This window comes from Deltaproteobacteria bacterium, assembly GCA_016180845.1.
Taxonomy (GTDB): domain Bacteria; phylum UBA10199; class UBA10199; order JACPAL01; family JACPAL01; genus JACPAK01.
This window is the reverse complement of record JACPAK010000003.1, coordinates 204760-221411: the sequence shown is the minus strand read 5'-3', so window position 1 is coordinate 221411 and position 16652 is coordinate 204760. Positions and strand designations below refer to the sequence as shown.

The following is a 16652-nucleotide window of genomic DNA, read 5'->3' as shown; positions in this document are numbered from 1 at the left end:
AGCAGTCGGACCGATATCGTTTCGTCGTCCTCGCCCGCCTCCGGAAATCCTGTCAGTGTCAGGGTACCGGAGAAGATGCCGGGGTAGTCTGTTGCGGTGAGGGTGACAGAGCCATGGCCACCGTCGGCACCCGCGCTGATGACCCTTGTTCCTCGATACGGTCTCCCAAAGTCATCGGTTACCAGCGCGAACGCCTGGACCGAGGAAGTTGCCGGGGGATTCTCAGGATAGACCTCGGGACGTGCGAGGATCAGCTTTCCTCGTTTGGCCTCCGTGGCGACGGTAACATTCAGTGAATTAGACTCGAACGTCGTCCCACCGTTTGCCTTGGCTGAGATCGACTCCGTTCCCGGGAAGCCCAGGTCAAAGATTTTTCCGGAATAGATTCCGACAGGGTCTCCTTCCCCTGTCTCTTCCCACCAGATCCCCTCCCAGAGGCTGGGGTTCAGATTGGGATCGGCGGGTGTCCTTGTCGGGGTAAAAACGATATGCGCGCCAGTGACCCCTTCACCGGGGATCACGCCATTATCGACATCGATCGTGACCTCGAGTGTTGTCGGCGTTCCTCGAGCCGAGCCATCGGCACGCAGGTCTTGGGCCGAGAATCGGACGGTGTGCGGTCCCACATGAGTGGCGGCATCGGTCGGTGTCCAGGAGAATGTTCCATGATCCGAACGACCCTCAGGATCCGGATCGATCAGTCTAAAGGCGTCTTCGGGGCCTGCGGGGATCAGCAGGTCGGTGTCGATGCGCGAGAGACTTACCCTGTCCCCATTCGAATCGGTCGCCCGAACGGTGAAGGTGACCGCGTCTTGCAAGGAGACGTCGTAACGGAGTTGTGTCGGTTCCATGAAGGTTGGTGAGATGTTCGGCAGCACACATTCCGTTCGATCCCAAACCTGATCGCCGGGGCAGTCGCAATGATCCCCGACGACTGTTCCACCGTCATCGGTACAACTTGTTTCGGATACGCAGCCACTCGTTCCATCCCAGAACTGGTCACTAGGGCAGACACAGAGAGTCCCGACGACAGAACGAGGTGCATCACAGGCATCAGTGGCAATACAATTTGTCCCATCCCAGACCTCACCGGTGTCGGTACATCTGCAAAGACCTCCCGCAGCGGTACGAGGTGGTGTCTGACACTCTGTTGCGGCGATACATTGACTTCCATCCCACAAATTAGTTCCACTGCAAGCGGCGACGCAGCTGTTGGTCGAGAGATCGCATCGCGGTGTTTCTGCGGAACATTGGTCGTCAGCGGTGCATGCAACATCGGCACAACGACCTGCGATACAGGCGCGACCTGAGGGGCAGGTATCCCCGGCCTCATCACAAGGGAGATCACCCCTGGGGCCTTCCACCTCGAAGCTCTTTGTGAAGGTGACGAGGTTATCGCGTGTCTCGGGACCCACACGGTAGTGGAAGGTGTAGGCGACGTCGACGGTGATGGTATCATTATAGTCTGTCGAAAAGGTAGTTTCGTAGAAATTAGTGAGTCTATTGGGGGTCGAGATCTCAGAGCTCCCAAGACTTACACTGTTTTCCGGGTGTCCGGCGCGGGCGGTGAAGGCGATATCGACACCGCTTGTGACATCACTATTGCGTACATCTTTGAGATGGGTGCTCAGGGTGTAGTGACCGGTGTCGTCGGTAGTCGGGTCGTCATCGGGATTTGGATCGAGATCGATTTCGGGGAAGTGGAATCGTCCCACGGTCGCTTGCAATCCATATCCGAGATCGGAGGCCTTCAGTCCGTCGTCCTGATTCAAGTTCGCGTCGGTTCGTTGAGCTGACGTGCATCGTTCAGCAGGTGTTGTCGGATCGAGACAATCGAGGATCACGACAATATCGGGGCCACTGAAGACGGTGCCGTCACCGCTGGGTGGTCCTCCATCGAGATTCGGGGCACTATGCGGATCGACAAATCCCCTCCCTGCGGGGAGATCAGCATCGGTATGTTCTGTCCGGGAGGAGTCGGTCAGGATCGCTTGGCCGGTCAGCGTTGTCCATCGGGGACCAACCGCATCTTTCACCGGGGTGAAATGCAGTGTCCCCAACGATAGATCATTGCCGGCGCCGAGTCTGTAGTTTGCCGTGACCAGTAATGTTTCGATGAAACTTCCGGATGCCGGCGGAATCGTTGAATAGGAAGAGGGATCGGTCACAGATGAGGTAAAGACCGGATCTGTTACGCGGATGACACGCGTGTCATAGTAGAGGGTCAATTGCATGACCCTCAGGTCGTTTCCGGCGGGGATGTTCACACGGACCGGGACCATAAAGCTGCTGCCACTCTGGACCGCAATAAATCGTCCGTTCGCGTCACCGAGGTCGACCTGCCACTCGTCAGCCAAAAGGTTTGCGGCGAGGTTGAACTTTTCCACATCGGTTTGACTGAAGGCTACAAGTGTATTTCCATCGGAATCCTGACCAGAGATGGCATCCTGATCCGGGATCAGAACCCCGATATCGGTGGCGCCGTTCAGGTTTAGCTGGAGTTCGCCACGTGTTGATCGACCGAAATCTCCATCGATCGGCGTGACAAAGTCGATTGCCCTCGGAAGTGGGGTGGGTCGGCTGTCATCGAGACCGGGGAACCATTTCTCGGCCGCGGTCAATTCGAGAAAGTCACTGAAAATCTGGACCCCACTCTCGTTCATCAGGTCAAATCGGGTCCGGTCTTTGAATGTAGCGACAGCCCTCAACCTGGCTCCTTGACCTGCTAATCCGCTGAAGGTCCCATCAAAGAACTCGCCGCCGCGTGAGATATCTCCGTTATTGATTTCAGCACCCCGGCCGGAAAGAACGATCTCGGTGATATCAATCGGTCTCTCCTCGACGACGACATCGATCGATGAGGTGAAGGGGGTGACCACTTCTCCTTCCTCGAAACTCCTCTCATAGCGGTAGTCACCGGGATTCTGTGGGACAAGCCGATAACCGTTTGGCCACCCGCTGCTACCGGTAAACGACGTTGTTGCGATATCAGCCACGGCAGGGGCTGATGTGAACCTGTCGAGCGTCAGGTAGTCCCTCATCCCGCGTGATTCACCATCTGACCAGATCGCGTGGGCGATCAAACGTCCCTGTTGATAGGTGTCTGCCCTCGCCTCGACCTGCGAGAGTTTGTTGCCGATCTCCATCATCGCGGAGGCAAACGGGCCATCAAAATCTTCATAGAGCAGGAAGTTCAGGTCGGAGAGGGTGACAACATCCCGCTCACAATACTGGACAGGGATCCCAAGGAACCCGTCGGGATCGATCTTGACCTTGAATGAACCGAATGAAGCGAGAGGGGATTTCACTTTCAGATTGCAGGGGCCCTCTTCGCCTGTCGTGACAAAACTTCCAGCATCACTGACGAGCCCGACGAAGTCTCCCCCCTCTTCAACTGTACAGGTGACATCGACCGGTGTGCCATTGTCGCGTGTGATCTCAAGGGTCGTTACGGTCGATAGTTCGAGCGCCTCTCTTGCGATATCTACTGCACTTGCCGCGAGATCGTTACAACCGGTCACACTAAATGCCGGTGTCGGGATATCGACGATCACCTCTTGACGGACAGGGACGCCGCCGAAGGTCGTTTCGAGATAGGCGGTGCCATTTTGAACCGCCTCGATACAGAGATAATCGGGTGCCCCAGGATCACAGTCTGCGATAATTCCGATCGCATCGGTATCTCCAGTGACAGAGAGGTCACGGGCAATGATATCGGTGATCATCATTTTCTTATGAACGCCGCCTTCCTCCGTGGTGATCGCCCATGCGGTGATCGGAACCCTCTGCTGGTATTGCCGCAGCACATTTCCAACCTCTGCGTTCAAAGAGGTGACTCCCAAGGCAGTGCTGCTCATCGCCGCGAGAGGGGTGGTCGGATCGTTTGTCGAGGTAATCTCGGCCGGGACTGAAAGGACCAGATCGGTGATACTGACAGGCCGTGCATCAGCGGGCGATGAGATTCTGAAGATTCCATCGACCCCAAGCGACGTATTTTTGACAGCGACGTTAAAAGAACGGTCTGTCGGGAGGATCAGGCCACCACCGCCGGCCGGTGTGGGGCCAACCCAACAGGGGCCAAGCGCCGGAAGGGTCTGACCTGTGCTTCCCGCTGCGACGGTGCAATTCATCCTCTCTGTCAATTCAATTTCTGAATCGCTTCCCGGGATCCTCCAGAAGGTCCGGATGCGTGTCCTCTGATAGCCCCCTCTTGGAGAGACGAGGGGCTGGAGTACCGGATCATCCGCTGCGATTCGGATACCACCAGCTGCAGGGGTTGCCGGGTTGAATACCGCTGCAGGACTATACACTGCCCCCTTGATCCCGATCGGTCCGATTGTGGAAAAACCGGGAAGTGTTGCGTTGAATAGTCTGGTACCATTCGCGCTGACCTCATAAGTTCCCAGCGCCGCATTCATCACGTCAATCCCTGAGCCGCCTATCGGGGTGAGGATCGGTGTGGAGGAGGGGTTGTGTCGTGGACGATTATAGGTGACGACGTCTGTCCTTTCTGTTTCGATCACTCGAACCTCGAGCTGGGAGTTTCCGTCGAGCTCTGGGGAGATTTCGGTCGCCTTGATCAAGAAACTCTCCCCAGCCCAGGCGAAGAAACCGAGCGATTGGATCGGATCGAATCGGATCTCTCCCCTTCCATCGTCAGACTGACCATCATGATCAGCGACCACCATCGGTTGACTACTGGCAAAGGTCGTGGCGCTCCCACTGACGTTGGATTCGAGACGATTAATGGTTCCGGAAATGTCAAAGGCTGTTCGACCCGTTTCTGGCCAGTTGTCGTCTGACTCAAAATGAATCCTGGCGACATGCATGATGCCGTCACCATCCTCATCGGTTTCTGCAGTCATTCCCGAGGTAATCAGATTGATAGTCCCACTCGTTCGGTCACAGGCGCGGTAGGGGTTGAAGCTTGAGATGTCAGAACCGAGATCGACACCGGCACACTGAATGGCGGGGGCTTCATAGGTGACTGTCAGATCAATACCAAAGAGATTCGGCTGATCGGAGATATTCACATAGACGTCGACATCAAAATTTTCTCCGGGGACGATTGTCTCTTGCGGGAGTTGAATGCCGGCGGAGCCAGGTGAGACAACGAGGGGATCAGCAGGTCGAATGGCATTAAATGTATCCGAACCGGGGGTCACTCCGGGTCCAACGACGGTGACTTCGAGTGTATGAGAGGCGCCATCGAATCCCTCATCCGGGACACGGATGGTCTGGTAGTAGATCCCCGTCTCAAGTGGCGTCGGTCCGCTGAAGGGGGATGGGATCGGTATACCACCGTGACTATATCGGACAGAGCCGGGAGTTGGATCAACAGGACGTCCGTCACTATCGACAAAGAAGGTGAAGAAGCCGAGATCGACCTTATCCTCACCGGGAGGGAGGAAGAGATCGGGGACATTCGTGACGACATAGACTCTGGAAACAGTCCCGGTGACATTCACCTCTCCGGCGCGTGTCGCGGTCGAATTCGGGATGCTGACCGTGACTGTCTTGTCGCCGGTCGAGCTGACCTTGAAGAACTCTCCATTGTAGGTCCCATCGGCTGCGAGGGGGTCTGTGGGATGATCACTCTCCCACCAATTCTGATCCCAGAGATTGACTTGGGTCGGTGGCGTCCCTTCCGTCAACGCAAACTGGATCGGTGCCAAGCTAACCAATTCTCCTGCGGCTGGGACACCAACCTCGATTGTGGCGACGGCAGGGTCTGAACTGCCTCCTCGACCATCGGACCCGGTGAACTCAAACCGATAGGTGTTCCCTTGGTGATCAACGTCTGGTGTCCAGCGGAAGGTGTAGGTGTTGGGGGCTGTTGCACCCTCATCGAGTATCCGCGTGGCACCGACATCATCGGGGAGAAGGATTCCACTTTCATTCGTTGTGACCATCGTGACCAAAACGGGGTCTTCATCGAGGTCGGAACCGATCACGGAAAATTCTGTGAGCTGACCGGCACGCGCCTCAATCACGACCGGGGTAATCTCAAGGGTCGGAGGGTTGTTCGAAACGGTGCAAACGTCTCCGGAAAACTCCATCCCGCCGGGACAGACGCAAGCGTCGCCGAGCACCTCGCCACCTCGACATTCAGTGGTCGGGACGCAGGCGGTCCCATCATAGAAACTATCACCGGGGCAACTACAGATCGTTCCAATCAGTGTGCGGGGTGGTGAGTCGCAATCGTCAGCGGGGATGCAGCGCCTTCCATCCCAAACCTCACCGGCGTTTGTGCAGCTGCAGAGACCGGCTGCAGCACTACGAGGTGGTGTCTGACACTCTGTCGCGGCGATGCATCGCGATCCATCCCACAGATCGGTTCCCGTGCAGGCAGCGACGCAGCTGTTGGTCGAGAGATCGCATCGCGGTGTGGCACCGGAACACTGGTCGTCAGCAGTACACTCCACATCGGCACAACGTCCTGCGATACAGGCACGGCCTGAAGGACAGGTGTCACCGGCAACATCACAAGGGAGATCGCCACCTGATCCGATAACCTCAAAGGATCGTGTGACCTGGAGTTCATTGACCCCCGGGGTGCTACCAACCATGTAATGAAAACGGTAGAGGACTGTTGCGGTGATCGTGTCGCTAAACTCTGTCTCAAGAGGTGTACGGTAATAATTTGAATCCAACGTTGGAACGATACCTGTATTTGGGGAGTTTTCGATCAAGTCAGCCACCTCGAGTGTCAGATCGTTTCTGGCTGAGCCGGAGACAGAAAACTGGACGTCAACTCCGGAGACCACATCCTGGTTTCGGATATCCTGCATGTGGGTCGAGAGGACATAGTGTCCGGTGCCACCAACGAGATCTGGATCGAGGTCGATATCAAAGAACTGGAATCGTCCGACAGTCGCCTGGAGACCATAGCCGATATCGTCGGCATTGAGTCTGTTTCCGATCCCTTCGAGGTCGGCCCCGAGCCCTTGGGTCGCCGTGCATTGACCGGTACCGACTCCGAAGCTGAGACAATCAAGGATCACACCGATATCACCACCACTGAAGTAGACGACACCCGTATCATCTGCGTTGATTACCCCATCGCCATTGGTGTCAGTGCCACCGAAGACCCCATCGAGGTTCTTTGCGTTGTGCGGATCGACATACCCACGCCCCGCGACGAGATCTTCTCGATGCTCAACGTTGCAAAGTGAGGGGGCAGCCGGACCACACCCCGGTTCATCGACGGTCAAAACGGAGGCACCGGTCAACTCCGTCCAACGGGTCCCAGTCGTCTTGTTTAGGACATTGAAATGAAGTTGACCCAGAGGCTGGTTGGTTCCTGCAGCAATCGCACCGTCGTAGCTCGCTGTGAGTGAGAGTGTCTCCCTTCCGCCGGCGGTAGAGGTCGAGGAAGAGCTCGGGACACTCACGCTCGGTGTGAAGGAGGGGGAATCGATCTGGATGACCGAGGGGTCGTAAGTCAGGGTCAGTTGAAAGACCTTCAGATCCCTTGGCAGATTCGCGCGGACGTCGACGTTAAAGGCGTCTGTCTGTGGTGCGATGAATCTTCCATCTTCAAAACCGAGATCGACATGCCAAATCGCCGGTGTCAAATTCGCGGCGAGATTGAATGGGTCATCGGTCTGATCGAATGTCGCGGTGGCATCTTGAAGGATCTGTACACCGATATCGGTGGCGCCGTTTAATTTCAGTTCGAGCTCCCCACGACTCGATTGGCTGGAGTCATCGGAATCAGGGGTCACAAAATCGATCGCGCGTGGGAGGGGGCTCGGTGGCGTGATGCCTGTGAACCACCTTTCTGCCGCTGTGAAATTGAGGAAGGGATCCGGGGTGCTAAAGACCTGATCGCCATTGGTGTCCAGGAGCTCATAACGTGTCCTATCCCGGAAGGTCGCGACGGCGCGTAAAATGGCCCGTTGATCGATCGGCCCACTGAAGGTCCCATCAAAGAACTCGTCGCCGCGTGAGATATCTCCGTTATTGATTTCAGCACCCCGGCCGGAAAGAACAATCTCGGTGATATCGATCGGTGTATCTTCTATAGTCAGGGTCATCTCTGAGGTGAAACCGGAAACAACGACCGGTGGTTCAAAGGTTTTCGTGATCGTCCCGATGTCATCATCAAACGGTGTGAGCCTCAGCGACTCGGGCCATCCCAAGGTTGGATTCGCCGCGACGCCGAAGGGAGTTGCATTCGCGAGGATAGTAATCCCGTCGATCTGGTCGGCGGCTACGTAGTCGTCCATCCCGCGCGACTCACCATCGGACCAGACCGCCTGCATTACAAGGCGTGCTCGTTGATAGGTTCCGACCCTTCCCTCGATCTGCGAGAGCAGGTTCCCAGTCTCCCGAACGGCGGTCTCAAACTCGCTATCGAAATCTTCGTAGAGCAGGTAGTTGAGTCCAGAGAGCGTCACAACATCCCGTTTACAGGTCTGATTCAGGATTCCCAAAAAGTTGTTGGTATCGAGGGCAACCTGGAAACGTCCAAACGCCGGCAGCGTTTCGTTAACAGTGACAACGCAGGGCCCGGCATCGAGATTGACGAAGTCAGTTCCATCCCCAACGATGGAGCATGTGACTTCGACCGGGGACCAACTGATACAGGTCCCTTGTGCATCCTGTGCCGTGCACCGCTCAACACCGAGGGTTGTTGAGGGGATCAGTCCTAAAACACGGGCCGCGATGTCTGTTGCACTTGCTGCCAGGTCCTGATCGCAACCGGTCACACGGACCGTTTGTGGCGGGATATCAACGATGACAGGGTTGTTGGCTATTTGTCCTCCCCACTCCGCATGGAGGAGGATCCCATCGGCATCGGTCGAGGCGAGCGCGCGGGCGCACGGGTCGACAGTGTCCGGATTATCATCGCAGTCTTGATCAATCTCCACCTGTAAATCGTTGTCACTTGTGAGACTTGTGCGGGCGACATCGACATCGGTCACATCGATCCGGTTTTCCTCGGTGTCGATCGCCCAGATCGTAAGCGGCACAGTTTGCCGGTACTGTCGCATGACATTTGAGACGACTGCGGTCTGCGAGCCGGTTCCCAAAGAACCTGAGGAAACGGGCAACAGCGCGATGTCGTTTGTTGTGAGTGACGCAATCTCGGCCGGAATCGAGATATAGAGCGAGTTGATCCCTTGAGGGTCATTAGTATACCTGACCGACGCGGTCTGACTGACCCCAGCACCGCTGACCGCAACATCGAAGGTGTCATCCAGGACATCTCCTTCGAAGACATTGGCAACCGCTGTGACATAACATTCACTGATCTCACGTCCATCCGTGACAGTGGGAGGGATACTGCAGGTCATCCGGTCGGTCAGTTCAACGTTCGCGCTATTATCCGGGATATCCCAGATCGTACGGATACGGGTCCGCTGGAAACCGTTCTCCTCCCCGAGCCAGCTTAAGGACAAATTCAGATCGTCGGGAACAACACGGGTGACAGCAGGGAGTGTCGGTTCATACCGTGCGGTTCGAACCTTGATATCCTCGATCGCGGTTGTGGCCGGGAGCCCCGGCAGCTCGACCTTGAGTTCCGCCGTTCCGGGTGTGCCTGAGACCCCAAACCGACCCTCAGCACCACCACCGATAATGAGGACACCATCCCCTCCGCCGGAGACGGTGCTTAATGTCATACTCCCACTGTAATCGGTGATGTCGGTCGCCGCTGTCTGAACAGTCCTGACACTGACCTGGGAGACACCAGTAAGGCTGTCGTTTATCGCTGGCGCCTCGATCAGGAAACTCTCTGGTATCCAAGCGAAGAATCCCTCTGTCGTAATCGGTCTTAAACGGAGGATTCCGCTTCCTGTGTTGTCGCGTCTCGCATGATCGGCGACGGTCATGTCGGTATCCTCACCAAACCCCTGTCCCCCCTGATCATAGTAGGCGAGTCGATTGCTGTGGCCGGTGACAGTGGTATCAGCTGAACCGAGCACCGTGAATTGGATCGTTGCGACATGGAGGCCCCGCGAGGTGTCGGGGACAGGCACCTCTTCGGTGGTGGAACTGATAATGGTCACCGTGCCGTTTTCGGGATTCACAGGGGCATATCCATTGAAGTCACTCGCACTTGCAGGCTGGATCACCCGCTCATAGCGCAGTGCTGCTGTGTCGTAACCGACACTGAAATTAAAGCTGAAGAGGTTCCGATGCTCTTCCTCTTCCGGCGGATTGATATAGACATCGACATCGACCGTTTCTCCCGGCCGAGGCATCCGTTGTGGGAGCTGGAGACCGGCGGAGCCAAAAGAAACTGCAAGAGGGGTCGCCGGCAAGGCGGCATTAAATGTATCCGAACCGGGGGTCACTCCGGGTCCAACGACGCTGACTGTGAGCGTATGAGAGGCGTCATCAAATCCCTCATCCGGGACACGGATGGTCTGATAGTAGATCCCCGTCTCAAGTGGAGTCGGTTCGCTGGAGGGTAACAGGGGGACTCCATCGTCACGACTGTATCGGACAGAACCGGGATCGGGATCGACAGGACGTCCATCACTATCAACAAAGAAGGTGAAGAAGCCGAGATCGACCCCCTCTTCATCATCATCGGGAGGCAGGAAGAGATCAGTGAGATTCGTGACGACATGGATCCGGGCGACCGGGCTTGTGACATCGAACTCCTCGGTCAGGCTTGCCGTAGAATTCGGGATACGAACCGTTAGCGATTTTTCACCGGTCGTCGAGAGCTTGAAGAACTGACCATCGTAGCTTCCATCCGGGTTACCGATATCCCGCCAGTTCCGATTCCAGAGATTGAGTGGATCTGTTGTCCCTTCCGAGAGTTCAAACTGGATCGGGGCATAGAGGACCGTGTCCTCGGATTCAATCGGTGAATCGACCGCGACGGTTACTGTTTCGGTAGAGGTTGCGCCACGACCGTCGGTTGCGGTGAAGGTGAATGTGAAGCTCGCCCCGACATCATTTTCATCGTGTGTCCAATTAAATGTTGCTGTTGCCGGATTTCCCGACGGAGTTGGCGGCGTCAAGACCGGCTCATTGAGCACAACCTGACCAGCCGGCTGTGTCATGCTGATCTCCACAGTATCACCCGCATCAAGATCAGTCGCCCGAATGGTCAGCTCCGGAATCGGTGAACCTTCTGGAACAGAATCGATCGATGGTGTGATCGTCAGCGAGGGGGGGGTATTGACGACGGTGCTACAGTCTGGGGTCGGGTCGCTTGGGCAACTGTCACAGGCATCGCCACGTCCGTCGCTGTCGGTATCGGTTTGATCATTACTGATGAGCGGACAGTTATCGGCGCCATCATCAGTTCCGTCTCCGTCATCGTCACCGTCGTCGCTATCCGATTCGCAATCCCCGTTGGTGTCGATTTCGCAAACCCCTGAGTCGTCGCAGGCAAGACCTGGATCGCAATCTTCACATGTCGAGCACCCCTCACCTGCAGAGCCGGGATCCCGACAGATGCCGGTGACGGTGTCGCATTCCTGATCCGGCGGACAGCTTCCCGGAGTGCAGGCTCCTCCTGCTGTGCCAGTCACCGGGAAATCCCTCGCAATAATCCAATCGGCATTCGCAACGTCACCCGCGGAAGAGGGGAGGACTGTCAAGCGCGGCCTGACCGTGATCGTGCTATCAAATTCGATTCCGGGAATTTCAACAAAGTAGTCACAACTGGTCCCATCAGCAGCAACAGTCGTGGGAGCGGCCCGATACGATCGGCTCAAGGTGCTGTTTCCGCCGGATCGGACGGCAAAACTGACATCAAGATCGAGTTGGGTAAAGGCGGCGAGGGGACAGGCAATATCATTAGCCTTTCGAACACGTGCGGCGATACGGGCGGTGCCAGGTGAAGGCTCCGTGACGATCAGTGAGGCCCTGATCGGATTGGCGGGATCCGTGGTCGCCTCGGCGACCCAGTAGAAAAGATCCGCGAGGATCTCGCGGCCACGAGGGGCATCCTCGACACTAATGGTTCCATCCTGATTGTAGTCGCCATCAATAGTATAAGGAGGTGACAAATCACCGCGGAAGACTTGTTGAAGTCTAAAGACATCTTGGGGATCGAAGGCGCCACTACTATTATAGTTCCCGAGCGGTGGGTCGATCCAGCCATCACCTGCCGTGATCAAGCTACCCGCCGGCACGACCGCATATCCCACGTCATCATTCTCATCAACAACAGCGATGAGTGAAGCGATGGTCCCTGTCAGGTGTGTGACCGTGGGCCCTCCCGGTACTTTTGAGAAGTTGATTCGTGCAATCTCGAGTGAACCTGATTGGGGTGTTCCAAAGTTGCCGATCAGTACAATCTCTTGATCAGTATCGGCTGAGGTTCTGGCGCTGTTCGGTTGATCGTTTGGTGTGAGACTAAGTGTCGGCGCTGAGCCAATAGTAATCTGGCCATCCGATGTCCGGAGGACGGCGGGGTTATAGAAGAGTCGGATTTCGAAGCCGGAGAGGGTATTGGTCCCGGCATTCACACGCACACTGACGTTCAAGTCTTCAAAGACCATTCGACCCGATCCATTGCCGACATCGATATCTCCAACAGCGGGGGTGAGGTTCGTGCAGAGGGTGTAAGGCTGTGAGCCGAAGGGCGTTGTCGTGTCATCCGAGGCGACATCGATTGTGACCCGTCCGACACCATTTCTCAAGATCTCGACCTGCCCATCTTCCCCGGCGACAAGGCGGAAGGGATCGTCGGTCGCTGACTCAAAGATTCCGGTAGGGATGCTTGGGGTGAATGTGAGGAGTCCGGTGATGACTTGATTACTGCCACTCGCGAGGAGCTGGCGTGAGTTATCATCAAACTCCGCAATGACCCGGAGGTTCGTGAGATCACCCACACCACCCGCCACCCGTCTCCGACTCACGCCGGAGAAGGTGTCGTCACAAGTGACATCGGTGTATGTTGCGCCAGCACTGATTCCTTCGGTGCCTCGGACATACAGCGTGCGGATCTGCGCTGTGGTGGTCGCGACATGGAGGTCGTAATCTCGCGAGATCGACACGACCCTTTCATCGGGTGTCCCGGCATCGGTGGTCCAATTCAGTGTTGCCGCGAGTGTACAATCATCTGCAGTATCACCGGTCAGGAGCCTCTTCGGGTTTCCCGTATCCGGATCAAAAAGGTCATCGCACCGACCCGCTAGCAGGCTTTCATCATTAAAGATTGTTTGAATATACGCAGCCGCCGCCGATGCTGGAGAGATCAGGTCGGTTAATTCAGCCCCATCGGTCCATTCCCCACGAACCTCAATCTGCAGATTCTGACGTTCCGTCGTCCCCTCGATGAGTGAGGCGGTGTCATCCGGCATCCGTGTTCCGCAGTTCATCGTTCGTGGTGTGAAGCTGGAGCAATCCGATGGAATGGCGAAATCTTCAAAACTCTCGATCCGAATTCGTTCCAGGCTGACGACCCAAAGATCGATCGATTCTGAATTATCTTCGAGACCGAGTCCATTCACGATCGCCGTAATGCTCACGCGTCCGGTTCCATTCCCGGTTGCACGCACAATGCCGGTCGCGGGATCGATTTCAACAAGCCCACCCGGTCTGACCCTCGTGGTGACCGCCTCGGTGACCTCATAGGTGGTCCGTTGCTGATCCCATGTCGCCTCGTAGCGGGCGCCGTTATCCCCCCAGGTCGCGGCAACGGTGAGCTGTGCTGTTGTTGGCAGAGATCGAATGATCGCTGCGGGGTCTTCATCGTCGATCGCGAGTGTCGTCCGATCGGCAGTGATTTCAAGCCCTGTTGCGGAATCGACTCGAACAAGAACCGAACCCTTCGACGTCGCTCCACCGTAAGTTGCTGTGACGGCCGCCCTGGCGCCATCCTCTGTTCCTCCGATCGCATTGACGAGGGTCCCGCCGGTATCCAGGCATAGCCGAGGCTCGAGGGGTGTGGTCAGACAGATAATATCTTGTGGATCGGCCGGATCGATCGAAAAGGTGGTGTCCGGTGAGGCGAGATATCTTGATGTCCCGCCGGGGAGATCGGGATCGGTGGTCGTGGCCCAGACGACAATCGGGGCCTGTGAGTCGAGCGCGGTTAGCGCATTCGTCACACGCACAAAACCGGTCGCCGTTCCCGGCAGTGTTGCTGTCGGATTTGGAGTGATCGTGTTGCCATCGACGGCACGGAACCCAATGGTTGCGGGGACCCCAACCTGGAGGCTGGAAACGGTCACCTCCTGGTCGCCATTGGCTGTTATCGGGGATGTTTGTGGACCGAGCCCGAAACCGTTGGCGGTGATGGTTCCTGAGACTGCTCCTGTTTCCGGGCAGCCGACGGTTTCGACAAGTCCACGGGGCAGATTGTCATCCATGTCATTCACGACGAACGGTCCCGTGGCCGACCATGTGGTCCAGGGTGAAAGATCGATGTTAAACGAAGGACGCGCAGGAAATGTCGTGCTTGCATTGCGTTCGGGAACAACCCATCCAACAGTTGCCTGAGTCCTCTGACAGACAGCCGGAGTAGTTCCGGAGATCTGGTTCAGTGTCGAATCGGCAAGCTGGAGAGTGATTTCATTGTCATCTGCTATTTCACCTCTGACCCTCATTCCGCGCTGGGTCGAACCATCGGGAAGTGTGATCTCGATCTCTGATTCACCATCGGCAGTGACTCTGTAGGAAAGGTCCGCAGCAAAAAAGAGTCCGCTCCCTGCCACAATTCTCCCTGTGACACCGGTTGGGGTACTGAGATTATCACCGAGACGGTTACGGAGTTGACGAACCTGAATCGACCCTGTTCCCGGCAGGATAGTCCCAGCCCTGTAGAGGTCGATCTCTGTTGGCCAGGCAAAATAACTAACCACCCGAGTGACAGGGGTCAGGACCTCGCCGACGGTTCCTTGACTGTCGAAGTCGACTACCTGGATTGGTGTTTCGGTAGAGACGATATTCGGGTCGCAGGTGAGGTCAGCTGCCTCGCATCGTCGGAGGATACTTTGGACAGATCCCAAAATCTCCGCCCGCTCTTCGGTTGAGTCAACAATATGAAATCTGACTTCCGCAATCTCCATCCTTCCGCTGGCATCGGCCCTCTCGCCGGTAGGACTTGAGGTGTTAAATCGCAGACAACGGTAATCGACAGGGGCTGAACATCCAGAAGCCCCTCGAGCGAAATCATCGGCTCCGGGATCTCCAAATGATCCGGCATCATTGCCAGGGCCGACATCATTAGCGGCATCAATAATCCGGAGACGATTGGCGTTATATTGAATCTCAATCTGATAGAAATTGATATTTTCAGTTCCTGCCTGAAGTGTGACCGGTACGATGAACCAGGCATCTCCACTGGCCGGTGTGTATTGATTCGCTGCCGGCAGGACGATCCCAACCTCTCCGGCTGTTGAGAGGTCAAGCGACCGCTGACGCTGTTGAAACCGGATATCCCGGACAAAGGAAGATGTGATCCCATCAACACTCACGCGTAGGTCACGGATATTGCCGGTCCCATCAAATTCCGATGGGGGAATCGTGAGGTCTGCACTGAAGATCCCGCCCCCTTCAGAGGTTCCTCGGACTGGTCCTACAATAACAGTTGGTGTTGCCCCTTGAGAAATGATCTCAAAATTGACAACGGTAGTTGGGGCGACCGGTTCTCCATTCGCCCCCACGACTTGCGCAAAGGCCTGAAGCTGGTTCTCAGCGAGATAGATTGTTGTCTCACGAACGACTGCTGTACGGATCTCAAAGGGGGTTGAAGTTGCCGATATCCTTTCGTCGACTGATGGACCAGCGAGGATCTCTGCCTCGAGATTTGCAGCGCCAGCGGTATTCAAATCGTAGACAGAGGCGCTGTAGTTACCGTCTCCTTCATCGGTGAACGTTCCTGTCCAACGACCGAAGGTGGTTGGATCAAGATCGAATCGAAGCAGCGCCCCCTCGACTCCCTCTCCGGGAAGCGGTTCCGGTTCTTCAACGCAAGTGGTTCCATTCCAGGTCTCTCCCGCCGGGCAGGAACAGGTCGCCCCATCAAAGAAACGGGGAGGAGTGCACGGACCGCCGCCGGGAAGGCATTGGTTCGTGCTGTCATTGGGACAGATATCGAGCTGATCAACCGTCCCATCCCCATCCGAATCAGTCTGGCAGGTGTTGTTTGTCGGATCGCAGGCGAAACCGGCGGTGCAGTCGGCATTTGTCGCACAGCGAGAACCTAATCGGCCTTCCGTGCAGGAGTTGGTGCTATCAAGAGGGCAGCCATCATTGCCGTCATCGATCCCATCACCGTCGTCGTCATTATCTTGAGAATCAGGAGTTCCATCTCGATCGCTATCCTGTTCGCAGAGACCGACGTCCCCTGATTCATTACAGGCAAAACCGGGGCTGCAATCCCCATCCGAGCTGCATCGCGACCCCGTTTCCCCTTGAACGCAGCTGTTTGCGGCATTGAGTGGACAGGAATCCTCCTTATCGGGAATGCCGTCATTGTCATCATCCTTGTCGTCTTCATCCGGTTTGCCGTCCTTGTCAGTATCTGGAGGGGTGGCAGGTTGCTGGATTTCACCACCGGTCGGTACAAGTCCATCCCGTTTTGATTTTTTCGCGAGTGGGCAGGAACATCCGCCGGCCGATCCCTGTCCTCCGCCGACGCGTCCTTCAGGTTTTGTCTGTTCTTGGGCAAAGAGAGTGAGCGTGAGACCAAACAGGGCGAGAAAAATTACGATGACCAGTCGTCTCTTCAT

1 protein-coding gene (running past one end of the window) is annotated in these 16652 nt (G+C 56.3%); it reads right to left on the bottom strand.

Annotated elements, in window-relative coordinates; translation table 11 throughout:
- Nucleotides 1-16652 carry the 5' portion of a hypothetical protein gene (locus HYT76_06790; protein MBI2083261.1) on the bottom strand. It extends 12166 nt beyond the left edge of the window, so 16652 of the gene's 28818 nt are visible here — the first part of the coding sequence; its start codon is at nucleotides 16650-16652; the stop codon falls past the left edge of the window.